Source organism: Phenylobacterium sp. (assembly GCF_020402505.1).
GTDB lineage: Bacteria > Pseudomonadota > Alphaproteobacteria > Caulobacterales > Caulobacteraceae > Phenylobacterium.
In genome coordinates, this window is record NZ_JADBZL010000174.1 from 1 (window position 1) to 23580 (window position 23580).

Genomic DNA, 23580 nt, shown 5'->3' on the forward strand with positions numbered 1-23580 from the left:
CAGGACGAGCGCCGTCGGGTGACGCCGGAGCACTGGTTCAAGCCGGCGGCGGACATGCGCGCCCTGTTCGCGGATCTTCCCGAGGCCTGCGACAACACCATCGACATCGCCCGGCGCTGCGCCTTCATGGTCAATAAGCGCGATCCGATCATGCCGCGCTTTCCCATCCCGGAGGGCCGGACAGAGGACGAGGAGCTGGCCAGTCAGGCCCGGGAGGGACTGCGCGCCCGCCTGACCGTTCATCCCCTGGCGGTCCCGCTCGAGGCCTACGAGGCCCGCCTGGAGCAGGAAATCGCCGTCATTCAGAAGATGGGGTTCTCCGGCTACTTCCTGATCGTGTCGGACTTCATGAAATGGGCGGTGTCACAGAGCATCCCCGTCGGTCCGGGCCGGGGCTCCGGCGCCAGCTCCCTGGTGGCCTGGTCACTTCTGATCACGGGCCTGGACCCGCTACGCTACGGCCTCGTCTTCGAACGCTTCCTCAATCCTGAGCGGGTTTCCATGCCCGACTTCGACATCGACTTCTGCCAGGAGCGGCGGGAGGAGGTGATCGCCTACGTCCAGCAGCGCTACGGGAGCGACCGGGTGGCGCAGATCATCACCTTCGGCACCCTGCAGGCCCGTGCGGTGCTGCGGGACGTCGGTCGGGTCCTGCAGATGCCTCTGGGGCAGGTCGACCGGCTGGCCAAGATGGTTCCGGCCAATCCCGCCAACCCCGTGACCCTGGCCCGGGCCCTCGAACTGGAACCCCGGCTGCGCCAGGCCCAGGAGGAGGACGAGTCCGTCGCCAGGCTCCTGGAGATCGCTCTCAAGCTCGAGGGACTCTACCGGAACGCCTCCACCCACGCGGCCGGCGTCGTGATTTCGGACCGACCGCTCATTGAGCTTTCCCCCCTCTACAGGGATCCGCGGTCCGAGCTTCCAGCGACCCAGTTCAACATGAAATGGGTGGAGAGCGCCGGCCTTGTGAAGTTCGACTTCCTGGGCCTGAAGACCCTGACGGTCATTGACCGGGCGATGAAGCACCTGGCGCGCCGGGGCGCGGACTTTCCTCTTGAGAGTCTGCCTCTGGACGATGCGGCCAGTTATGAGCTGATGGCGTCGGGACAAACGGTCGGCGTCTTCCAGCTGGAAGGGCAGGGCATGCGCGACACCCTGCGCCAGCTGCGGCCAAGCTCCATCGAGGAGGTCACGGCGCTGATCTCGCTCTACCGGCCCGGCCCGATGGAATCGATCCCGGCCTATGTGGACACCAAGGCGGGCCGTAAGCCGCTGAATGTCTACCATCCTCTCCTGGAGCCGGTCCTGACCGAGACCTACGGGGTCATCGTCTACCAGGAGCAGGTGATGAACATCGCCCGCATCATGGCTGGCTATTCCCTGGGCGAAGCCGACCTCATGCGCCGGGCGATGGGCAAGAAGAAGAAGGAGGAGATGGACCAGCAAAGGGCCCGCTTCCTCTCCGGCGCCGCCGAAAGGGGGGTGGACCCGGATCTGGCCGACACCCTCTTCGAACTGATGGCCAAGTTTTCGGGCTATGGCTTCAACAAGGGCCACGCCGCGCCCTACGCCCTGATCGGCTACCAGACCGCCTGGCTGAAGGCGAATGCGCCGGTGGAATTCTTCGCGGCGTCCATGAGCCTGGACATCTCCAACACCGAGAAGCTGGCGGTCTTCTATCATGACGCCCGCCGGTTCGGCGTGACCGTCCGCCCCCCCGACGTCAACCGCTCGAGCGCGGACTTCGATGTCGGGGACGGGGAGGTGCTCTACGCCCTCGGCGGTATCCGGAACGTCGGCCTGCAGGCCATGGAGCATGTGGTGGAGGTCCGCGCCGCCGGCGGGCCCTTCCGCGACATCTTCGACTTCGTCGAGCGGGTCGACCCGCGCCAGGTGAACCGGCGCACGCTGGAGACCCTGGCCCGCGCGGGCGCTTTCGACAGCCTCGGCTCTGACCGGGCCCAGCTGGTGGAGGCCGCCGAGGTGCTGGCCGGATACGGCCACAGCGTGGCCGAGGAGCGGGCCTCGTCCCAGGGTTCGCTGTTTGGCGGCGACCAGGTTGAGGCCCAACGGCCCCGGCTGCCGCGCACCGAGTCCTGGTCCCCGACCCGCCGCCTCGACGAGGAGCTGGCCGCGGTGGGTTTCTACCTCTCGGGTCATCCCCTGGAGGATCTGATGCCCGCCCTGCGGCGGCGTCGCACGGATCTTCTGACCGAGGTCATCCCCAAGGCGGAGGCGGGGGCGGAAGCCTTCCGCATGGCCGGCGTGGTGCGACGACGGCAGGAGCGGGCCTCCCAGGCCAGCGGGGACAAGTTCGCTTTTGTGACCCTGTCCGATCCCTCCGGGGAGTATGAGGTGCTCTTCCCGCCGGAGTCCCTGCGCCGCTGCCGTGATCTGCTGGAGCCAGGCCGGGCGGTCTCGCTCAAGGTCCGGGCCAAGGCGCGGGACGGCGAGGTGCGCTTTTTCGGCGATGACGCCGAGCCCGTCGAGACGGCGATCGAGAACGCAGTGGCGGGGCTTCGGATCCATGTCTCGCCGCGTAGCCTGGCCATCGACGCCCTGAAGGCCCGCCTGTCGACGGCCCCGCAGGGGCGCGGCGGCGAGATCGTCCTGGTGGCCCCCGTTGAGGGCGGCCGGGAGATCGAGGTGCGGCTTCCCGGCCGGTTCGACCTGGGCCCCGCCGTGCGTGGCGCCCTGAAGACGGCGCCCGGCGTGGTCTTCGTCGAGGACGTCTAGGCGGGCCCAAATCCTTTCACGACTTGCCTTTTCGCCCGGTTGAGCCTACACGGCGCGGCATTCCACACGCAGGCGTTCGGTGGAGCCGGGGAGACATCCCGGCGGCGCCGTTCCGGTCCCCCGCCCGGGGGGTTTGTCTGCGGAGGTCAACCGGAAGAAGAGGATACGACCCCATGGCGCTTCCCGATTTCTCTATGCGTCAGCTGCTGGAAGCTGGCGCCCATTTCGGCCACCAGACGCACCGCTGGAATCCGAAGATGGACCGCTACATCTTCGGCAGCCGTTCGAACATTCATATCATCGACCTTTCCCAGTCGATCCCGCTGCTGCATCAGGCCCTGGTCAAGGTCCGCGAAGTCGCCGCCGGCGGCGGCCGCGTCCTGTTCGTGGGCACCAAGCGCCAGGCATCCGACCCGATCGCCCAGGCGGCCCGCCGCTGCGCCCAGTACTACGTCAACCACCGCTGGCTCGGCGGCACCCTGACCAACTGGCGCACCGTGTCCGGCTCCATCAATCGCCTGCGTGAACTCGAGGGCGTCCTTGAGGGCGGAGAGGGCAGCCGCACCAAGAAGGAACTGCTGCAGCTGACGCGCGAGCGCGACAAGCTGGAGCTGTCCCTGGGCGGCATCAAGGACATGGGCGGCATCCCCGACCTGATGTTCGTGATCGACACCAACAAGGAGGCCATCGCCATCCAGGAAGCCCGCAAGCTCGGGATCCCGGTGGTCGCCATCCTTGACACCAACTGCGATCCCGACGGCATCACCTACCCGATCCCGGGGAATGATGACGCGGCCCGCGCCATCCAGCTTTACTGTGACCTGATGGCCGATGCGATCCTCGACGGCCTGGCCGCCGGCGCTGCGGCGTCGGGTATCGACCTGGGCGCCTCGGCCGAGCCGGTGGAACCCGCCCTGGCCGCCGAAGCGCCCGCTGAGGTCCCGGCCGAGGCTGAGGCCGCGGCCGAGGCCTGATCGCCCTGAACTCCGCCGGGCCCGCCGGGCCCGGCGTATCCACTGACCGAAGGAGCTCCCGATGGCGGAGATCACTGCTGCCCTGGTGAAGGAACTGCGCGAGAAGTCCGGCGCAGGCATGATGGACTGCAAGAAGGCCTTGCAGGAGAACGACGGCGACATCGACCTGGCCATCGACTGGCTGCGCACCAAGGGGCTGTCCAAGGCCGCGAAGAAGTCCGACCGCGCCGCTGCCGAGGGCCTGGTGGGCGCAGCCGTGCGCAAGGATGGCGCCGGCATGACCGGCGTCGTGGTCGAGCTGAATGCCGAGACAGACTTCGTCGCCCGGAATGAGCTGTTCCAGAAGGCCGCCAAGGAGATCGCCGGTATCGCCCTGGACCAGGATGGCGTCGAGGCCATCTCGTCCGCCAAGACTGCGGGCGGCGAGACCGTCGCCGACATGGTGACCAACCTGATCGCCACCATCGGCGAGAACATGAACCTGCGCCGGGCGCACCGCTTCGTGGTGCCCGAGGGCGTTGTGGCGTCCTACGTCCACTCAGCCATCGTGCCGGACCTCGGCAAGATCGGCGTTCTGGTGGCTGTAGAAGGCAAGGGCGACCAGGCTCAACTGGCCGAGATGGGCCGGAAGATCGCCATGCACGTGGCGGCGACCAACCCCCTGTCCCTGTCCACCGATGATCTGGATCCGGCCGCGGTCGAGCGTGAGAAGGCCATCTTCACCGAGCAGGCTCTGGCCTCCGGCAAGCCCGCCGGCGTCGTGGAGAAGATGGTCGAGGGCCGCATCCGCAAGTTCTTCGAGGAAGTCGTGCTGCTGAAGCAGGCCTTCGTGATGAATCCCGACCAGACGATCGAGCAGCTGGTCGCCGAGACCGCCAAGGCCACGGGGGCGCCGGTGTCCGTGAAGGGCTTTGTGCGCTTCGCCCTCGGCGAGGGAGTGGAGAAGAAGGTGGACGACTTCGCCGCGGAGGTGGCCTCCATGAGCGGCCAGGGCTGATCGGCCCCTTTCCGGTGCGTCTTTCGGGGGCGTGGTGCGTTCGACGCGCGCCACGCCCTCGTTTTATGTAAACTCCAGCAAGATTCCCGGCCCGACCCCTGACGGGGCGGCCCATCTGACGGATCGGCCCATGACCGCGCCCAAGCCCCGCTACCGCAAGATCCTCTTGAAGATGTCCGGGGAGGTGCTCATGGGCGACGCCCTGTTCGGCATCGATACCCAAACCCTCGACAGGGTGGCCAAGGATATCAAGGAAGTGGTCGACGCCGGGGTGGAGCTCTGCCTGGTCGTGGGCGGCGGCAACATCTTCCGGGGCGTCTCGCTGGCGGGACGGGGCATGGAGCGGGCCAGCGCCGACTACATGGGCATGCTGGCCACCGTCATGAACGCCCTGGCCCTCCAGGGCGCCCTCGAAAAGGCCGGGGTCGATACCCGGGTTCAGTCCGCCATCCCGATGGACGCAGTCTGCGAGCCCTACATCCGCCGCCGGGCCCTGCGGCACCTCGAGAAGGGCCGGGTGGTGATCTTCGCCGCGGGCCTCGGGGCGCCCTACTTCACCACCGATACCCCGGCCGCCCTCCGATCCGCGGAGATGGGCTGCGACGCCCTCTTCAAGGGCACCAGCGTCGATGGCGTTTATACGGCCGACCCCAAGAAGGACGCCTCGGCCCGCCGGTATGAGTCCCTCAGCTACCACGACGTCCTGGCGCAGGACCTGAAGGTGATGGACGCCTCGGCGATCGCCCTGATGCGCGACAACCAGATTCCCATCGTGGTCTTCTCGATCCGCGAGCCGGGGAACTTCATGAAGGTCCTGACCGGTCAGGGCGTCTTCACCACCATCAACTGACCGCAATCCGGGAGCCCGACATGCCTGCTGAAAAGCCTCAACTGTCCCGCTATCGCGACCGCATGGACAAGGCGGTCTCCGCCCTGAAGGAGGAGTTCGCCAGCCTGCGCACGGGCCGGGCGTCGGCTAATCTCCTCGACCAGATCATGGTCGAGGCCTACGGCGCGACGACCCCCCTGAACCAGGTGGCCGCCGTCACCGTGCCCGAGCCTCGCTCGATCAGCGTCAACGTCTGGGACCGAGGGGTGGTGGTCTCTGTGGAAAAGGCCATCCGGTCGTCCGACCTGGGTCTGAATCCGGTGGTCGAGGGCCAGACCCTGCGGATCCCCATCCCGCCGCTCACCGAGGAACGCCGACGGGACCTGGCCAAGATCGCGGCGAAGTACGCCGAGCAGCAGCGGGTGGCGATCCGCAATGTCCGGCGGGACGCCAATGACGACCTGAAGAAGGCCGAGAAGGACTCGGTGATCAGCCAGGATGAGCAGAAGCGCATGGAGTCCGAGGTTCAGAAGATGACCGACGAGGCCGTGAAGCGGGTCGACGAGGCCTTGAAAACCAAGGAACAAGAGATCATGCAGGTCTAGCCCGCAGGCGGGCGGAGGCGACATGGCCGGAAGGTCCAAGACATCCCCCGAGGCGTCGGGACCGGCGTCCGCAGCCTCCGCGGCTGGAGGGCCGTTCCATGTGGCCATCGTCATGGATGGCAATGGTCGCTGGGCCCAGAAGCGGGGCCTGCCGCGGACCATGGGGCACAGGGCGGGCGTCGAGGCGCTCCGCCGGACCGTGGCGGCGGCGCCGGACCTGGGCGTCCGCTGGCTGACTGTCTTTGGCTTTTCCACAGAAAACTGGAGCCGTCCCGCCGCCGAGGTGAGCGAGCTCATGGCCCTGCCGAAGCGCTACTTTGACTCCGACCTGAAGCGTCTGGAGCGGGAAGGCGTCCGGGTGCGCGCCGTCGGCCGACGGGAGGGCCTGGCGCCGGATCTGGTCGCCCTGCTCAACGAGGCTGAACAGCGGACCGCTCGCAACGACCGGTTCTTCCTGCAGATCGCCTTCAACTATGGCGGACAGGCCGACATTGCGGACGCCGCCCGGAGGTTGGCCGAAGCCGCCGCAGCGGGACGCCTGGATCCGGCGACCATCAACGAGTCCGTCTTCGCCGGCAGCCTCTCGACGGCTGGCCTGCCGCTCCCGGACCTGATCATCCGGCCGTCCGGCGAGCAGAGACTGTCCAACTTCCTCCTTTGGGAAGCGGCCTACGCCGAACTGGTTTTCCAGGACGTCCTCTGGCCCGACTACGATGCGGCCAGCCTCGCCGACGCCATCACCGCCTTCCGGTCCCGCGACCGCCGTTTCGGGGGAGCTGTCTCCGATGACGTCCTTGTCGCCGGCTAGAGGGTTGGATTGGGGGAACCTGGGCGTCCGGGCGGCGTCTGCGGCGATCCTCCTGCCTGCGGCGCTGGCCGCCGTCTGGATCGAGATGGGCCCGGGCCAGCCGGCCTGGCCCTTCCTGCTCATGGTCGTCGTGGCGGTGGCCAGGCTCTGCGTGGAGTGGGGCGGCATGACGGCGCCCACCGCCCGCACGCGAGTTTCCACCGCTGTCTGCGCGGCGGTCCTGACCGCCGTCTTCTTCGCCCAAAGGGACAGCATGTTCATCGCCTGGGGCGTCCTGGCGGTGGGCGGGGCCCTTGCGGCGGTGGTGGCGCGGGGCGTTTCCGAGCGGCCTGGCAATGCGGCCCTCGGGGTCCTCTACATTGGCGCCGCCGCGGTCTGCTTCATCTGGCTCCGCTCCATGCCCGAGGGCCGGTGGTGGATCTTCATGACCTTTGCCGTCGCCTGGACAGCCGATGTCGCCGCCTACCTCGTCGGCAGCCTTGTGGGCGGCCCCAAGCTCTGGCCGCGATTCTCGCCCAACAAGACCTGGTCGGGCTTTCTGGGGGGGCTAGCCGGGGCTGTCCTTGCGGCGGTGGCCCTGGCCGCCCTGCCGGTCTTCAACCTCAATCCCTGGGCCGCAGCCCTCGCCGGGCTGTGCGGCGGCCTCGCCGGCATGGCGGGGGATCTCTGGGAATCCATGCTCAAACGCCGGTTCGGCGTGAAGGACGCCAGCGACCTCATTCCCGGGCATGGCGGCCTCTTGGACCGGGTGGACGGCCTGATGTTCGTGGTGGTCATGCTCTCGGCCGTCCGGCTGGTGAACCACCTGGGGTGGGGCCATTGAGCGCTCCGCGGACGGTGTCCATTCTGGGGTCCACGGGTTCCGTCGGGGTTTCCACTCTGGAGCTCTTCGAGGCGCTGGGACGGCCGGTGCGGCTGCGGGCCCTGACCGGCGGGCGGAACGTGGCCCTGCTGGCCAAGCAGGCTCTGGAGTGGCGCCCGGAGGTGGCCGTCATCGCCGATCTCCGCGGGGTGGATGAACTCGCCCGGCGCCTCCGGGGCTCCGGCGTCGCCGTGGAGGCCGGGGAAGGGGCGGTGAAGGCCGCCGCCGCCCTGCCGGCGGACTGGGTGATGTCGGCCATCGTCGGGATCGCCGGGCTGGCGCCCACCCTGGCCGCCATCGAGGCCGGCGCCATTGTCGCCCTCGCCAACAAGGAGAGCCTTGTCTGCGCGGGCCCGGCTCTGCTGCGCCGCGCCCGGTTGTCGGGCGGGGCGGTGATCCCGGTGGACTCCGAACACTCCGCCATCTTCCAGGCGCTTGATCCGCGTCAGGCCGCGCAGGTTTCCCGGCTGATCCTGACGGCCTCGGGCGGTCCCTTCCGCACCTGGAGCACGGAGCGGATGGCCGCTGCGACCCCGGAGGAGGCCCTCGCCCATCCCAACTGGGACATGGGCCGGAAGATCTCCATCGATTCCGCCACCATGATGAACAAGGGCCTGGAAATGATCGAGGCGGCCTATCTGTTCGGGGTGGATGCGGACCGGATCGATGTCGTGGTGCATCCGGAATCGATCATTCACAGCCTGGTGGAGTACGCCGACGGCTCCAGCCTGGCGCAGTTGGGGCCGCCGGACATGCGCACGCCGATCGCCGTGGCCTTCGCCTGGCCGGACCGGGTCGCCTGGCCCGCGCCCCGGCTCGACCTCGGGCGGCTGGGCCGGCTCACCTTCGAAGCGCCGGACCCGGCGCGGTTTCCCGCCCTGAATCTGGCGCGGCAGGCCCTCAGGGCCGGCGGTCCGGCGCCCGGGCTGCTGAACGCGGCGAACGAGGTGGCTGTCGAGGCCTTTCTTGACCGGCGTATCGGCTATCTCGATATTGCCGCAATCGTGTCGGAAACCCTGGATAAAGCGGGTGCGGAGCACCTGGGAGACGACATGACGAACCCTCTGGCTGACGATATCCTCGAGCAGGCCCGGCGCGTGGATCACGCCGGTCGCGTCCTGGCGGCCGCAGCCGTCGAAGCCCGGCGGGCGAGGGGAGCGGCCTGACCATGGAGCTGATCGCCAACTTCATCTGGCACCTTGCGCCTTTCATCCTTGTCCTGTCGCTGGTGGTGACCATCCACGAGCTGGGCCACTTCCTGGCCGCGCGGGCCTGCGGGGTGGCTGTGGAGCGTTTCTCCATCGGCTTTGGTCGCGCCCTGTTCTCGCGGCGGGACCGCTCCGGAGTGGAGTGGCGGGTAGGTTGGATCCCCTTGGGCGGATACGTGATGTTTGCCGGTGACCCCAATGTCGCCAGCGTGCCCGATGCGGCGGGCCTGCAGGCCATGAAGGCCGAAATCCTGGCCAGAAGCGGACCGGAGGCCCTGGCGCGGCACTACCATTTCAAGCCCGTGTGGCAGCGCGCCCTGGTCACGGCGGCCGGTCCTGCGGCGAACTTCCTCTTGGCCATCGTCCTTTTCGCCGCCCTGTTCATGGCCTTTGGCGAGCGCACCCTGTCGCCGAGGATCGGCATGGTGGAGCCCGGCGGCGTCGCCGAGGCGGCGGGCTTCCGGAAGGGCGACCTGGTGGTCGAGGCGGCGGGTCGCAGAATCGGCTCCTTCCAGGACCTGGTGGAGGTGGTTCAGGTCCGGGGCGGGGCTTCCACCGACTTTGTCGTCAACCGGGATGGCCGGGAGATCCGGCTGACCGCCACTCCGGAATGGCGGCGGACCGAGACCGAGCCCGGCGCGCCGCGGGTCGGCCGGATCGGACTGGGCCCTACCGAAGAGGTTGTGCGACAAACCTTCGGCCCCCTCGAGGCGGTGGCCAAGGGTGTCGACCGCACCTGGCGCGTCCTGACCACCAGCGTCTACGCCCTGGGGCGGATGATTACCGGCCAGATGTCGGCCGAGCAGCTCAACGGACCCCTCGGCATCGCCCAGATATCGGGCCAGATCGCCAAGGCGGGCGCCGAGGCTGCCCCCGACCTGGGGCGTAAGGTGCTTTATGCCGGCGCCAACCTGATCGCCCTGGCGGCGGTTCTCTCAGTGGGCATCGGGTTCATGAACCTGCTTCCCATCCCCGTCCTCGACGGCGGTCACCTGCTGTTCTACGCCTACGAGGCGGTGGCGCGCAGGCCCCTTGCGGCCAGCGTCCAGGCCGCCGGATACAGGGTGGGCCTTGCGCTGGTGCTGGCTTTGATGTTGTTCGCCACCTGGAATGATTTGCAGAGGCTGCAGGTCTTCCAGTTCTTCGGCGGATTGTTCTCCTGATCACGCGCTTCTTTCTGGTGATAGCCCTGACCATGCAAACCCGACGCGCCCGCAGCGCCGCCCTCGTCTCCGGACTGGCCATCCTCCTGGGCGGCAGCGCGCTTGTCGCGCCCGGCGTCGCCCGGGCCCAGGCCGCCGCCGCCCAGCAGGGCGCGGTGCAACGTATCATTATCGTCGGTAACGAGCGGATCGAGCAGTCGACCATCCTGTCCTACCTGCCGATCGGCGTGGGCGACACTGTCGACCCCGCCCGGATCGACCTGGCGCTCAAGGCCCTGTTCCGGACGGATCTGTTCTCTGACGTCAAGGTCGGCCTGTCGGATGGTGACCTGACCATCCAGGTGGTGGAAAACCCGATCATCAACCGGGTGGTCTTTGAAGGAAACTCCGGTCTCAAGGAGGACAAGCTTCGCGACGAGATCACGGTCCGGCCCCGGGGTATCTTCACCCGGGCCAAGGTCCAGTCGGACGTTCAGCGGATCATCGAGCTTTACCGCCGTTCCGGCCGGATCTCCGCCGCCGTCACCCCCAAGATCGTCGAACTGCCGCAGAAGCGAGTGGACCTGATCTTCGAGATCAGTGAGGGCGAGAAGAGCGGCGTGCTCGGCGTGAACTTCCTCGGCAATGTCGAGTTCTCGGACAACGACCTGCGCGATGTCGTGGTGACTGAGGAATCGGCCTGGTACCGGTTCTTCTCCAACAATGCGAACTACGACCCGGACCGCCTGGAGTACGACAAGGAACAGCTGCGCAAGCATTACCGGAATCGGGGCTTCTATGACTTCCGGGTCATTTCGGCCGTCGCCGAACTGTCCTCCGCGCGGAACGGCTTCGCCGTGACCTACACCCTCGAAGAGGGTCCGAGATATCGGTTCGGAAAGATCTCCGTGGAGACCGAGCTCAAGAAGCTCGACACTGCGGTCCTGACCCAGCTCGTACCCATCCGCTCCGGCGACCTCTACGAGGATGAGCGGATCGAGACCGCGACCGACGCCCTGACCTTCGCCGCCGGGGCCGCCGGCTTCGCCTCTGTGGACGTCCGGCCCCGCTATGTGGCGGATCCGGCCACCCGGACCGTGAACGTGGTGTTCCAGGTCAATGAGGGACCGCGGGTCTACGTCAACCGCATCGACATCATCGGCAATACCCAGACCCTGGACCACGTGATCCGGCGGGAGCTGAACCTCGTGGAGGGCGACGCCTACAACCGCGCTCTGGTCGACCGGTCGGAGAACAACCTCAAGGCCCTTGGGTTCTTCAAGGAAGTGACCATCGAGGAAACGCCCACCGCCAACGCCGACCGGACCGACCTGCTTGTGACGGTCGAAGAGCAGGCCACAGGCGAGTTGACCTTCAGCGCCGGCTACTCATCGGTGGACCAACTGATGATCGACCTCGGCATCACCCAGCGAAACTTCCGGGGTCGCGGCCAGGATGCCCGGGCCCGGGTGTCCTGGGGATCCTATCGCCAGCAGCTGGACTTCTCGTTCACGGAACCGCGGTTCCTGGACCGCAACCTGAGGGCTGGCGTGGACCTCTACTATTTTGTCTACGACCTTTCCGACTACTCCTCCTACAAGACGACGTCTCTTGGCACGAACCTGCGGATCGGCTTCCCCCTGACGGCGGACGCCTTCATGACCATGCGTTATGTCCTGCGTGAGGACGACGTCGAGGTGCCGGGTATCTTCTGCGATCCAACCCAGCAGCAGGTCTCTCAGACCCTCTGCGATCAGCGGGGCCGTTACACGACCTCTCTCCTGGGCTACCAGGTGACCCTTGATCGACGGAACGATCCGGTCCGGCCTACCCGGGGCTTCTTTGTCAGTCTGGCCCAGGACCTTGCTGGCCTGGGCGGGGATGTGAACTACCTGCGCTCCGAGCTGGAGGGCGGCTGGTACTACGGCTTCAACAAGGACTTTGTGCTGAGCCTGTCCGGCAGCGCCGGTTACATCGGCGCCTGGGGCGACGACGTCATCCGGATCAATGACCGCTTCTACAAGGGCGGAAACAGCTTCCGGGGCTTCCGGGTCGCCGGCATTGGCCCCCGCGACATCAGCTTTGGCCGGTCTGACGCCCTGGGTGGCGAGGCCTTCGCCATCGGGTCGGCTGAGCTCACCATCCCCACCTTCATCCCCCAGCAGTACGGCATCCGGGCCTCTGTCTTCACCGATGTCGGTACGCTCGGCATCCTGGATGACAAGATCAAGACCGGCGCTGACGGCCAGCCCATTCCCGGCATTTATGACGACCTGTCCCTGCGCGCCTCCGCAGGTCTGTCCGTGTTCTGGCGCTCACCCATGGGACCGATCCGCTTCGACTTCAGCCAGATCCTCCAGCGCGAGGATTATGACCGGGTCGAAACCTTCCGCTTCTCGCAAACCACAAAGTTCTGAAATCATGCATATGAAAACGTCCGCCATCCTCGCCGCCGTCGCCGCTGTCCTGGCTTCCGCGGCCTCGGCCCAGGCCCAGACGCCCCCGGCCGCCCCGCCGGTCAACCATGGTCCGGCCATCGCCGGCGTCTGTATCGTCTCCCTCGACGGGGCCATCAGCTCCTCGACGGTGGGCAAGTACGTCCAAACGCGCCTGCAGCAGATCGCCCAGCAGGTGCAGACGGAACTGAGCGCCGAACAGACGGCCATCCAGAACGAGGCCAAGACCCTCGACGCCCAGAAGGCGACCCTGGACCAGGGGGCCTTTGATCAGAAGAACGCCACCCTCCAGGTTCGCGCCGCGGCCCTGCAGCGCAAGGCCCAGCTGCGTGAGCGCGAGCTGCAGGCGACCCAGCAGAAGGCCCTGGGCCGGGTCGGCCAGGAACTCGAGCCGGTGATCCGCTCTTCCTACCAGCAGGCCAAATGCACCGTTCTCATTCAGCGGGATGCGGTCGTCCTGGCCAATCCCGCCATGGACATCACCACCTCGGTGATTACCGGCCTGAACGCCAAGATCACCCAGTTCGCCTTTGATCGCGAGCGTCTTGACCAGGCGGCGCCGGCTCCGGCGGCTGCGGCTCCCGCTCCAGCCCAGCCGGCCCGGAGGCCGTAAGGGCTGGCGTCCTCGTCGCGGGTCGGCGAGGATACCGGGCCATGCCTGATCCACGCTTCTTTGAGTCGACCGGCCCGCTCTCTCTTGAGGCCATTTGCCAGCTGACCGGCGCCCGGACGCCGGGCGGCGCGCCGGAAGCGGAGATAGATCGCGTTGCCACCGCATCCCGGGGCGGGACGGGGGCGGTGGCCTTCGTCACCGGTCGCAGCTTCCTTGGGGACCTCCTTGGCCAGCCGCCCAGCGCCTGCTTTGTCCCGGAGGTCCTGGCCGCGGACCTGCCCGCAGGCTGCGCGCCGCTGGTTCATCGCAACCCTCACATGGCCTTCGCCCTGGCGGCGGAAGCCCTGCACGCCCCCCGGCGCCATCTGGGCGTAGATCCGATTTCGCCTGAAGCCCGTCTGGAGCCGGGAGTCAGTCTCGGTCCCGGCGTGGTGGTGGGTCCTGGCGCGGCCATCGGGGCGGGAACCGTGATCGGACCCAACACGGTGATCGGTCCCGGCGTCACCATCGGGCGCAACTGCCGGATCGGGGCGAACGTCTCCATCAGCTTCACCCTCGTCGGCGACCGGGTGAAGATCCTGGCCGGCGCCGTGATTGGCGAGGCGGGCTTCGGGGCCACTGCGGGGGCGACCGGTCTGATCGACATTCCCCAGCTGGGGCGGGTGATCCTGCAGGACGGTGTAACCATCGGCGCCGGCTGCACCGTCGACCGGGGCGCCTACGAGGACACTGTAATTGGTGAGAACAGCAAGCTCGATAACCTGGTCCATATCGCTCACAACGTCCGCATCGGTCGGAACTGCGTCCTGGCGGCGCAGACCGGTATCGCCGGCAGCGTCACCATCGGCGACGGCTGCCAGTTCGGCGGGCAGGCCGGGATCGCTGACCACCTGACTATTGGCGACGGCGCCAGGATCGGCGCCTCCGGAGGGGTTCTGAAGAATGTTCCGGCGGGCGAGACCTGGGCAGGCTTTCCCGCCAAGCCGGTCCAGCGTTGGCTGCGGGAGGTCGCCTGGCTATCCCGCGCCGCAGGCGTCCGCAGCAGAGGAGGGGAGTCATGACCGACGCGACCGCCGCCACGAGTATTGAGATCGGCGAGATCCTCGCCCGGATTCCCCATCGCTATCCCTTCCTCCTGGTGGATCGGGCTGAGGACTACGTCCCCGGCGAGTCCATCACCGGCATCAAGGCGGTCAGCATCAACGAGGCCTTTTTCCAGGGCCATTTCCCGGACTATCCGGTCATGCCTGGCGTCCTGATCGTCGAGGCCCTGGCCCAGACCGGCGCCGTCCTGATGTCCAAGACCCTGGACGTGGACCCGCGGGGCAAGACCATCCTGTTCGCCTCGGTGGATAACTGCCGTTTCCGGCATCCGGTCCGCCCGGGGGATCTCCTGAAACTCAATGTCCGGGTCGCCAGGGCCCGGGGCGGACTCTTCAAGTTCGAAGGGCGCGCCATGGTCGGCGACAAGGTCGCCGCCGAGGCGGAGTTCGCCGCCATGCTGGTGGAGACTCCGCAATGACCGTCGACATCCACCCCACCGCCATCGTCGCGCCCGGAGCCCAGCTCGACGAGGGCGTCAGCGTCGGGCCCTACAGCCTTGTCGGCGAGCACGCCCGGATCGGCGCCCGGACCCGGATCCTGGCCCACGTGGTCATCGAGAACCGGACGACGATCGGCGCGGACTGCCTGGTCCGCAACTTCACGAACCTGGGCGGTCCGCCGCATCACACCGGTTACAAGGGCGAACCCACAGAACTGGTGATCGGCGACCGGAACCAGATCTGGGAACACGTCACCATGCATATCGGCACCGCCAACGGCGGCGGCGTCACCCGGGTCGGCAATGACGGCATGTTCATGGCCACCAGCCATGTCGGCCATGACTGCAGCGTCGGTGACAATGTCATCCTCGCCCATTCGGCCACCCTGGGCGGACATGTGGAGATCGGCGACCATGTGATGGTCTCGGGGCTCGCCGCCGTCCACCAGCACTGCCGGGTAGGGCGCTTCGCCTTCATCGGCGGCCTTGCGGCGGTGACCAAGGACGTCATTCCCTACGGCCTGGTCTGGGGTAACCACGCCCACCTCGAAGGCCTGAACCTGGTCGGCCTCAAACGTCGCGACTTCAGCCGGGAGACCATCAGTCACCTGCGAGCGGCCTATCGCCTGCTGTTCGCCCGTGAGGGCAGCTTCCAGGAGCGGATCGACGACACCCTTGCCCTCTACGGGCACAGCGCACCGGTCCTTGAGGTCATCGACTTCATCCGGGCCGACGAGGCCAACCGTCCCATCTGCCTCCCCGCCCGGGAGGACTGACCCCATGCCGGGGCGCCTCGGCCTGATCGCCGGCGGCGGCGACCTGCCGCTGCAGATCGCGCGTCATTGTGTGGAGACCGGCCGGCCTCTCTTCGTCGTTCGCTTGCGGGGCTTTGCGGATCCGTCCATGGACGCCTTTCCGGGGCAGGTCGTCGGCCTGGCTGAGGTGGGACGGTGCATCCGGGTGCTCAAGCAAGCCGAGTGCGAGTCGGTCTGCCTCGCCGGAAACGTGGCCCGACCGGACTTCGCCGCCCTCAAGCCGGACCTGCGCGGCATGGCCATGCTTCCCCGCCTGGTCCTTGAGGCCCGCAAGGGCGACGACGCCCTTCTGCGCGCCGTGCTGGACGAGTTCCGCAAGGAAGGCTTCGCCATCGAGGGCGCCCACGAGGCGCGCAGCGACCTCGTTCTCGGGGCCGGGCCCCTGGGGCGGCATGCGCCGGGCCCCGAGCACCAGGCCGACATCCGGCGGGCCCTGGAGATCGCCCGTCGGATCGGCGAGCTCGACATCGGGCAGGGCGCCGTCGTCTGCGATGGCCTGGTTCTCGCGGTGGAAGCCCAGGAAGGCACCGACTCCATGCTCCGGCGGGTGGCCGGGGAGGTGGCGCCGGCCCTCCGTGGCGAGGCGGGCCGCCGCCGCGGCGTCCTCGCCAAGGCGCCCAAGCCGATCCAGGAAACCCGGGTGGACCTGCCGACCCTGGGTCCGGCGACCGTGCGCGGCGCGGCGCAGGCGGGTCTGGCGGGCATTGCGGGTGAGGCGGGGCGGACGCTTGTCCTCGATCGCGAGGCCCTGGTCGCCCTGGCCGATGAACTGGGCCTCTTCGTCGTGGGGATCGAGGGACCGTGAGCGCCGACTCGCCCGTCATCATGCTGGTGGCTGGGGAGCCTTCCGGAGATGACCGGGGCGCCGGCCTCGCCCGCGCGCTGCGGGCTGGCCTGGGCGCGGACCTGAAGCTCATCGGGGTCGGGGGCCCGCGCATGGCCGAGGCGGGTGTGACCAGCCTCTTCGACATGTCCGAGATCTCGGTCTTCGGCCTGCTTGAGGGCCTCCTGGCCATCCCCCGGGTCCGGCGGCGGGCGCAGGAGGTGGCGAGGGCCGCCGCCCGGGAGGGCGCCAACCTCGTGGTGCTGATCGACTCCTGGGGGTTCAGCTGGCTGGCGGCCCGGGCGCTTCGTCGGCTGGCGCCGGGGGTGCGCCTGGTAAAGTACGTGGCGCCTCAGGTCTGGGCGACCCGCCCAGGCCGGGCCAGGGCGCTGGCGGGCCTGGTCGACCACCTCCTGGTCATCAACAGCTTCGAGCCGCCCTACTTCGAGGCCTGGGGCCTGCCCACCACCTTCGTCGGCAACCCGGCCCTGCACATGGACTTCAGCTCCTGCGATCCCGCCGACTTCCGGGCCCGGCACGGGATCGGAGCGCAGGCGCCTGTGCTCCTGGTCCTGCCCGGCAGCCGACCCGGGGAGGTGGATCGCCTCCTCGGCCCCTTCGAAGACGCCATCCGTCGGCTCAAGACGGATCATCCCGGCCTCCAGGTGGTCCTGCCAGTGGCGGACGCCGTCGCCGACCGGGTGCGCGGCGCGGTGGCCGGCTGGCCCTTCCGGGTCCATGTCGTGGACGGCGAGCAGGAGAAGCGCGAGGCCATGAAGGCCTCTGATCTGGCCCTGGCCTGTTCAGGGACGGTGACCCTGGAGGTGGCGCAGGCGGGCGTTCCCATGGTGGTGGCCTATCGCCTCGGGGCGGTGACCTACTTCGTGGCGAAGTTCCTGATCCGCACCCCCTGGGTCGTCCTGTTCAACATCGCCGCCCGCAAATTCGTGGCGCCGGAGCTGATCCAGGGGGACTGCACGGGGCCGCGCCTGGCCGCCCAGCTTGACCGGCGCCTCCGGGACCCGGCCTTCCGCCGCGCCCAGGTCGCAGCCCAGGACGCCGCCCTCGACAAGATGGGACGCGGCGGCCCCGATCCCTCGGAGGCCGCCGCGAAGGTCATTCTGGATATGTTATCGAAGGATCAGCCGCGCTTATTGAGCGGCACGTAATCCCGCGCGGCGGCGCCGGTGTAGATCTGCCGCGGACGGCCGATCTTCTGCGACGGATCTTCGATCATTTCCTTCCACTGGGAGATCCAGCCCACCGTCCTCGCCAGGGCGAACAGCACGGTGAACATCTCCGGCGGGAAGCCGAGCGCCCGCAGGGTGATGCCTGAGTAGAAGTCGACGTTCGGATAGAGTTTGCGCTCCACGAAGTAGGGGTCGTTGAGAGCGATCTTCTCCAGCTCCATCGCCACCTTCAACAGGGGGTCGTCGGAGTGGCCGACCTCGGCCAGGACCTCATGGCAGGTCTGCTGCATCACCTTGGCGCGCGGGTCGTAGTTCTTGTAGACCCGGTGACCGAAGCCCATCAGCCGGTACTTCCGGTCCTTCACGCCCTGGACGTACTCGGGGATGCGGTCCACCGAGCCGATCTCGGCCAGCATGTTGAGCGCTTCCTCGTTCGCCCCGCCGTGGCTGGGGCCCCAGAGGCAGGCGATGCCGGCGGCGATGCAGGCGAAGGGGTTGGCGCCCGAGGAGCCCGCCAGGCGCACCGTGGAGGTGGAGGCGTTCTGCTCGTGGTCGGCGTGCAGGATGAAGATGCGGTCCATGGCCCGGGTCAGGACCGGGTTGGGCTTCCAGTCCTCGGCGGGCACCGAGAAGCACATGCGCAGGAAGTTCTCGGAGTAGGAGAGCTCGTTGCGCGGATAGACGAAGGGCTGGCCCCGGAAGTACTTGAAGGCCCGCGCCGCAATGGTCGGCATCTTGGCGATCAGGCGGTGCGACGAGATGATCCGCTGCTGCGGATCGTCGATGTTGGCGCTGTCATAGTAGAAGGCCGAAAGGGCCCCGACGGCGCCGACCATAATGGCCATCGGGTGAGCATCACGCCGGAAGCCATTGAAAAACCGGTCAAACTGATCATGAACCATGGTGTGGTTCGTGATCGTGTTCTGGAAGGTCTCGTACTCCTTGGCGCTGGGCAGGTCGCCGTTCAGCAGCAGATAGCAGACCTCCAGGAAGGTCGACTTCTCGGCCAGCTGGTCGATGGGATAGCCGCGGTGAAGCAGGACGCCCTTGTCGCCATCGATGAAGGTGATCTTGCTTTCGCAGGAGGCGGTCGAGGTGAAGCCGGGGTCGTAGGTGAAAACGTCCGCTTCCGCATAGAGCTTGCGCACATCCAGCACCGCCGGGCCATCGGTGCCCCGCAGGACCGGGAGCTCGACGGTCTTGCCCTCGACGCTGATCTTAGCCGAATCCCCCATCACATCCCCTCGTTCCGGTGGAAATTGAACATCTGTTTTAAAGCCTTATACCGCCTAACGCTTCGTTAGGAAGGGCATCGTGGATCCGGGCCAGGCTTTCATCCCGGCCAACGGAAATCAGCGCGCCCGCAAGGTCCGGCGCCGGCGATCCCCCCGACAGAACGGCCCTCAGGGCGGGGCCGAACTTGCCGATACCCACGCCTTCGGCCTCGGCAAAGCCCCGAATTGTCGCCTCCAGGGCGGCGAGGGTCCACTCGGCCTCTTCAAGCTGTACGGCCAGGCGGCCAAGACGGGCGCAGGTCTCTTCCGTCAGCTGTCCACGCGCCTTCTCCGGCAGTTCCAGAGGCCTGCGCTTGAGGGCGAAGATCACGGCGTCCGCCAGGTCCAGAACGGTCCGGGCGCCTTCCCGGACCAGGGGCAGGGTCCGCAGAAGGATCTCGCGGTCGCCGTCATGGAGGGGCCAGTCGCGGCTGCGCAGCACCTTCTCCACCAGACCCGCCAGCCGTTCCGGATCGGCGAGCCGGATATAGTGGTTGTTGAGGTGGTTCAGCTTGTCCCAGTCCAGGCGGGCGGGAGCGCCCACCACGTCGCGGATGTCGAACCAGGCCCGGGCCTGGTCGTCGGTGAAGATCTCGTCGTCGCCGTGTCCCCAGCCCAGCTTGGCCAGGTAGTTCCGCAGGGCCTCGGGCAGATAGCCCATGTCGTCGAATTCGCTGACGGCCTGGGCGCCGTGCCGCTTGGACAATTTCTTGCCGTCAGGCCCGTGGATCATGGGCAGATGAGCCCAGACCGGCGTTTCCCATCCCATGGCCTGATAGATGTGGGTCTGACGCGCCGCGTTGGTGAGGTGGTCGTCCCCCCGGATGACGTGGGTCACCCCCATGTCGTGATCATCGACCACGACAGCGAGGTTGTAGGTGGGCGTGCCGTCCGTACGCAGCAGGATCAGGTCATCCAGGTCGGCGTTGCGAAAGATCACCTCGCCCTTCACCTGGTCGTCGATCCGGGTCTCGCCGGACTGGGGCGCCCGCAGGCGGATCACGTGCGGTCGCTCCGGGTCTTCCGGGCCGCCGTTGGCGTCGCGCCAGGGCGAGCGCACCACCCGGCCCTCGGCGCGCGCCCTCTCGCGTTCCTCCGCCAGCTCGTCAGGCGTCATGTAGTCGCGGTAGGCCCCGCCCCGGGCCAGCAGTTCCAGGGCGACCGCGCGGTGTCGGTCGGCGCGGGAAAACTGGAACACCGGCGGCTCGTCCGGCTCCAGCCCCAGCCAGGACAGGCCGTCGAGGATCACCTTCACGGCGGCGTCCGTCGACCGTTCCCGGTCGGTGTCCTCGATCCGGAGCAGGTACTTCCCGCCCATCCGGCGGGCGTACAGCCAGTTGAACAGGGCTGTGCGCGCCGTACCGATATGCATGGACCCGGTCGGCGAGGGCGCGATGCGCGTGACGACCTGACGTTCGCTCATGAGAGTTCCGGGGCAGATGACTGAGGAGGCCGCCACTGGCGGCCGGCCGCCTCTTAGCATGCGCCTCGCCGGCCATCCTAGTCTCGCGCGTGCAAGCGCCTGGTTGCGCCGTCAGGCCTCGCTCCAGGCCGGGCGTTTCGGTTTGTGGACGCCGGTGGCCCTGGGCGGAGGGACGGCGGTCTACTTCGTCCTGCCCGTCGAGCCCGCCTTTTCCCTGGCGGTCCTGACCCTGGCGATCGCTACTGCCTGCGTGCTGGCCAGCCTCAGTCCCACCCTCCGGCCCGCCGCCTCCCGGGTGCTGGTTCTGGCGGCCTGTCTCCTGGCCGGGTTCGCCCTCGGCCGGATACGAACCGAGCAGGTTCGGGCCCCCGTTGCGCCGGAGGGCGGCGAGGTGCGGCGGGTGGAAGCCTGGGTGGTGGACGTCGCCAGTCCGGGGCAGGGGGGAAGCCGGGTGCTTCTGGCCCCCGTGGCCATTTCGGGTCTTGCCCCCGGGGAGACGCCCGTCCGGATCCGACTGACGCTCCGGGGTCCGGAACCGCCCCCGGCGCCCGGGAAACTTGTCTCCGTCCCGGCGCTGCTCAATCCGCCGCCGCCGCCATCCTCCCCGGGTTCCTACGACTTCGCCCGCGACGCCTTCTTCGACGGCGTGGGCGGGGTGGGGCTCGCACTGGGCCAGCTTCGGGTCTTGCCCTCATCGGAGGCAGGCCTCCCGGGCGGGCTGGTCCTGCAGATGCGCATCAACGCCTTTCGCTGGGACCTGACCCGGCGGCTCGTCGACCGGATGGGCCCGGATCGGGGCGGCCTCGCTGCGGCCATGACCACCGGTCACGAAGCCTTCGTGCCCGCCGCCCAGGTCGAGGCGCTGAGAGCGGCGGGTCTGGCCCACATCATCTCGATCTCCGGCCTGCACATGGCCATTGTCGGCGGGTTCGTCTTCGGCCTCCTTCGCCTGGCCGTCGCCGGGGTCCCGGCCCTCGCTCTGCGCCTTCCTGGGCGAAAGATCGCCGCCGGCGGCGGGATGATCGCCACCCTGGGCTATCTCGTCCTGTCCGGCGCGCCCGATCCGGCCCTCAGGGCGGGGGTGACCGCCTGCGCGGCCTTCGCGGCCATACTGGCGGACCGCCGCGCCATCAGCCTGCGCACCCTGGCGGCGGCGGCCACGATCGTCCTCATCCTGCGGCCGGAGGCTGTGACCCAGCCTGGGTTCCAGATGTCCTTCGCTGCAACCGCTGCGCTGGTCGCCCTTGCGGAGGCCTGGCCAACCCCGGTCCGCGAGATTTCCGCCCCGCTCGCCGTACGGCTCCTGCAGGGGGGGCTGACCGCTCTTGTGGCAGGCGTCCTGATCTCTCTGGCCGCGGGCCTGGCGACCGGACCCTTCGCCCTCCAGCACTTTAACCGGGTGGCTCTCTACGGATTGCCGGCCAACCTGGTCACCGAGCCGGTTTCCACCCTCCTGCTCATGCCGGCCCTGGCCCTGGGCGTTCTCCTGACGCCCCTGGGGCTGGGTGATCCGCCCCTCGAAGCGGCCGGGTTGGGGATCGACGCCCTCAACGCCGTGGCCCGCACCTTCGCCGGCCTGCCCGGGGCCGAGCAGGTGGTCGCCAGCGCCCCACCCTGGGCCCTGCCGGTCGCCTTTCTGGGCATCCTCTTCATCTGCCTGTGGCGGGGGCCGCTCCGCTGGCTTGGACTGCCCCTGGCCCTGGCGGTGAACCTCGCCCCGCGCACGCCGTCGCCGGACCTCTGGGTCGCCCACGACGCGGCTTCTGCGGCCGTCAGGGTCGGAGACGCCGCCGTCTTCCTGCGGCCGGATGTCCGCAGGTTCGGCGCCGAGGTCTGGGCGCGGCGGCGGGGACTGTCCATGGGCGCGGAGGCCGGTCCCAGCGGGGCGGGCCTGGTCTGCAGCGCCCATGCCTGTCAGCCCGGAGGCGGCGACCTTCCCGTCGCGGTGATCTGGACCCGCAGACCCGGTGTTCTCTTGAGGGAGTTCCAGGCGGCTTGCGCCAAGGCCGACCTGATCATCCTCCGCGCCGAGCGACCGGAGGGACCCTGCGCGACCCGCGTGGTTCTGGATGACTCCGACTTTCGTGCAGGTGGCGCGGTGGAGCTCTGGCGACGACCGGACGGCGGCTGGGACGCCCTTTGGGCCCAGCCCCTGCGTGGACTCAGGCCCTGGTCGGCGCCCGCCCCCTAGTGGTAGGCGCGGATCAAGCCGACGAGCTTGCCCTGCACCTCGACCTGGTCCGGCCCGAAGATGCGGGTTTCGTAGGCGGGGTTGGCCGCCTCCAGGGCGATGGAGGCGCCGCGCCGCCGCAGGCGTTTCAGGGTGGCTTCCTCGCCCATGACCAGGGCGACCACGATGTCGCCTGAGTTGGCGGAGTCGGTTCGGCGGATCACGACCTTGTCGCCGTCGAGGATGCCGGCGTTGATCATCGAGTCGCCCTGGACCTCCAAAACGAAGTGCTCGCCGGACCCAAGGATCGCCTCCGGGACATGCATTCGGTCCCGCTCCTGCTGGATCGCCTCGATGGGCGTGCCGGCGGCGATGCGTCCGAGGACGGAAAGCTCCCGGGTGTCGTTGGCGGCCAAGGGGGCGAGGGGGGGATCACCTGGTTCGACCACGGTGAGACGGGCCGGGCCACGGCCCTTCGGCGGCGCGGAGGCCGTCGCCTGCTGGGGCAGCTTGACCACCTCCAGGGCGCGGGCCCGGTGCGGCAGCCGGCGCAGGAATCCCCGTTCCTCCAGGGCCGTGATCAGCCGGTGGATACCAGACTTGGACGCCAGGTCGAGGGCATCCTTCATTTCGTCAAAGGACGGGGAGACTCCCGTCTCCTTGATGCGTTCGTGAATGAACATGAGCAGCTCGTGCTGCTTGCGCGTGAGCATATCCGGAGCCCCCTCCAGGGAACAAAGCAACAACTCTTGCGCGTGTTCTCAAGGTGTTCTTTCGACTTGTCAAGCGGCCCGGTGGCGGCGTCAGGTGCCCAGAAGGTCCCGCGTCGCGGCCGTCACGTCCGCCTGCCGCATGAGGCTCTCTCCGACCAGCATGGCGACGGCGCCGGATTGCGACAGTCGCTCGGCGTCCGCCCGGGTGAAGATGCCGCTTTCCGTCACAAGCTGAGCGTTTTCAGGTCTCTGGGCGGCAAGTCTTTCCGTGACGGCCAGGTCGGTGATGAAGCTCCGGAGGTCCCGGTTGTTGACCCCCACCAGCCTGGCCCCCAGCCTGCCGGCGCGAGCCATCTCGACCTCGTCATGCACCTCGACCAGGGCGTCCATGCCAAACCG

20 protein-coding genes and 1 pseudogene are annotated in these 23580 nt (G+C 68.4%); 17 read left to right on the plus strand and 4 right to left on the minus strand.

What is annotated here, in order from left to right; all coding sequences use genetic code 11:
- The 16 genes from dnaE to lpxB form a co-directional block, all read left to right on the plus strand.
- A partial coding sequence (gene dnaE / locus IM632_RS11940) for a DNA polymerase III subunit alpha (RefSeq protein ID WP_296552386.1) occupies positions 1–2736 on the plus strand: 2736 nt, incomplete at its 5' end.
- 173 nt (positions 2737–2909) lie between these two features.
- Positions 2910–3710 carry a 30S ribosomal protein S2 gene (gene rpsB / locus IM632_RS11945; RefSeq protein ID WP_293511200.1) on the plus strand — a complete coding sequence of 267 codons (801 nt, stop codon included), beginning with the start codon at positions 2910–2912 and terminating at the stop codon, positions 3708–3710.
- Positions 3711–3771: 61 nt separating this feature from the next.
- On the plus strand, positions 3772–4707 hold the full coding sequence (gene tsf / locus IM632_RS11950; protein WP_296484295.1) for a translation elongation factor Ts: 936 nt from the start codon (positions 3772–3774) through the stop codon (positions 4705–4707).
- Between the two features lie 130 nt (positions 4708–4837).
- Positions 4838–5557, plus strand: a complete 720-nt coding sequence (gene pyrH / locus IM632_RS11955) for a UMP kinase (RefSeq protein ID WP_296484293.1) — start codon at positions 4838–4840, stop codon at positions 5555–5557.
- A 20-nt stretch (positions 5558–5577) separates the two neighbouring features.
- On the plus strand, positions 5578–6141 hold the full coding sequence (gene frr / locus IM632_RS11960) for a ribosome recycling factor (RefSeq protein WP_296484290.1): 564 nt from the start codon (positions 5578–5580) through the stop codon (positions 6139–6141).
- 112 nt (positions 6142–6253) lie between these two features.
- The gene (gene uppS / locus IM632_RS11965; RefSeq protein ID WP_296484302.1) at positions 6254–6949 is read left to right on the plus strand and encodes a polyprenyl diphosphate synthase; all 696 of its coding nucleotides are present in this window, start codon (positions 6254–6256) and stop codon (positions 6947–6949) included.
- A gap of 4 nt (positions 6950–6953) precedes the next feature.
- Positions 6954–7772: a phosphatidate cytidylyltransferase gene (locus IM632_RS11970; protein ID WP_363278510.1), complete on the plus strand. Its 819-nt coding sequence runs from the start codon at positions 6954–6956 to the stop codon at positions 7770–7772.
- Positions 7760–8977, plus strand: a complete 1218-nt coding sequence (gene dxr / locus IM632_RS11975) for a 1-deoxy-D-xylulose-5-phosphate reductoisomerase (RefSeq protein ID WP_296484284.1) — start codon at positions 7760–7762, stop codon at positions 8975–8977. The genes IM632_RS11970 and dxr overlap by 13 nt, the downstream gene beginning before the upstream one ends.
- Before the next feature lie 2 nt (positions 8978–8979).
- Positions 8980–10182, plus strand: coding sequence for an RIP metalloprotease RseP (gene rseP / locus IM632_RS11980; protein WP_296484282.1), 1203 nt, complete (start codon positions 8980–8982; stop codon positions 10180–10182).
- A gap of 32 nt (positions 10183–10214) precedes the next feature.
- Entirely contained in the window at positions 10215–12578 is a 2364-nt protein-coding gene (gene bamA / locus IM632_RS11985) for an outer membrane protein assembly factor BamA (RefSeq protein WP_296484279.1), read from the plus strand.
- 10 nt (positions 12579–12588) lie between these two features.
- Entirely contained in the window at positions 12589–13230 is a 642-nt protein-coding gene (locus tag IM632_RS11990) for an OmpH family outer membrane protein (protein ID WP_363278508.1), read from the plus strand.
- 41 nt (positions 13231–13271) lie between these two features.
- Entirely contained in the window at positions 13272–14291 is a 1020-nt protein-coding gene (gene lpxD / locus IM632_RS11995) for a UDP-3-O-(3-hydroxymyristoyl)glucosamine N-acyltransferase (RefSeq protein ID WP_296484247.1), read from the plus strand.
- Positions 14288–14752 (plus strand): 3-hydroxyacyl-ACP dehydratase FabZ, encoded by a 465-nt coding sequence (gene fabZ / locus IM632_RS12000; protein WP_296484244.1) that lies wholly within the window; start codon positions 14288–14290, stop codon positions 14750–14752. Before lpxD ends, fabZ begins: the two co-directional genes overlap by 4 nt.
- On the plus strand, positions 14749–15549 hold the full coding sequence (gene lpxA / locus IM632_RS12005) for an acyl-ACP--UDP-N-acetylglucosamine O-acyltransferase (RefSeq protein ID WP_296484242.1): 801 nt from the start codon (positions 14749–14751) through the stop codon (positions 15547–15549). Before fabZ ends, lpxA begins: the two co-directional genes overlap by 4 nt.
- A 4-nt stretch (positions 15550–15553) precedes the next feature.
- Positions 15554–16393, plus strand: a complete 840-nt coding sequence (lpxI, locus tag IM632_RS12010; RefSeq protein ID WP_296484239.1) for a UDP-2,3-diacylglucosamine diphosphatase LpxI — start codon at positions 15554–15556, stop codon at positions 16391–16393.
- On the plus strand, positions 16390–17580 hold the full coding sequence (gene lpxB / locus IM632_RS12015; RefSeq protein ID WP_296484236.1) for a lipid-A-disaccharide synthase: 1191 nt from the start codon (positions 16390–16392) through the stop codon (positions 17578–17580). The genes lpxI and lpxB overlap by 4 nt, the downstream gene beginning before the upstream one ends.
- On the opposite strand, the gene gltA is transcribed toward lpxB, so the two are convergent.
- Positions 17553–18836, minus strand: a complete 1284-nt coding sequence (gltA, locus tag IM632_RS12020) for a citrate synthase (RefSeq protein ID WP_296484234.1) — start codon at positions 18834–18836, stop codon at positions 17553–17555. The two genes, lpxB and gltA, sit on opposite strands and share 28 nt — an antisense overlap.
- A 37-nt stretch (positions 18837–18873) precedes the next feature.
- Positions 18874–20298, minus strand: a complete 1425-nt coding sequence (gltX, locus tag IM632_RS12025) for a glutamate--tRNA ligase (protein ID WP_296484231.1) — start codon at positions 20296–20298, stop codon at positions 18874–18876.
- 16 nt (positions 20299–20314) lie between these two features.
- On the opposite strand from gltX, the gene IM632_RS12030 reads away from it, so the two are divergent.
- Positions 20315–22489 carry a ComEC/Rec2 family competence protein gene (locus IM632_RS12030; protein ID WP_296484228.1) on the plus strand — a complete coding sequence of 725 codons (2175 nt, stop codon included), beginning with the start codon at positions 20315–20317 and terminating at the stop codon, positions 22487–22489.
- Here the strand turns inward: IM632_RS12030 and lexA are convergent.
- Positions 22486–23181: a transcriptional repressor LexA gene (gene lexA, locus IM632_RS12035; protein ID WP_296484226.1), complete on the minus strand. Its 696-nt coding sequence runs from the start codon at positions 23179–23181 to the stop codon at positions 22486–22488. The two genes, IM632_RS12030 and lexA, sit on opposite strands and share 4 nt — an antisense overlap.
- A 90-nt stretch (positions 23182–23271) precedes the next feature.
- Positions 23272–23580: pseudogene (locus IM632_RS12040) on the minus strand (indole-3-glycerol-phosphate synthase TrpC); the annotation flags it as partial.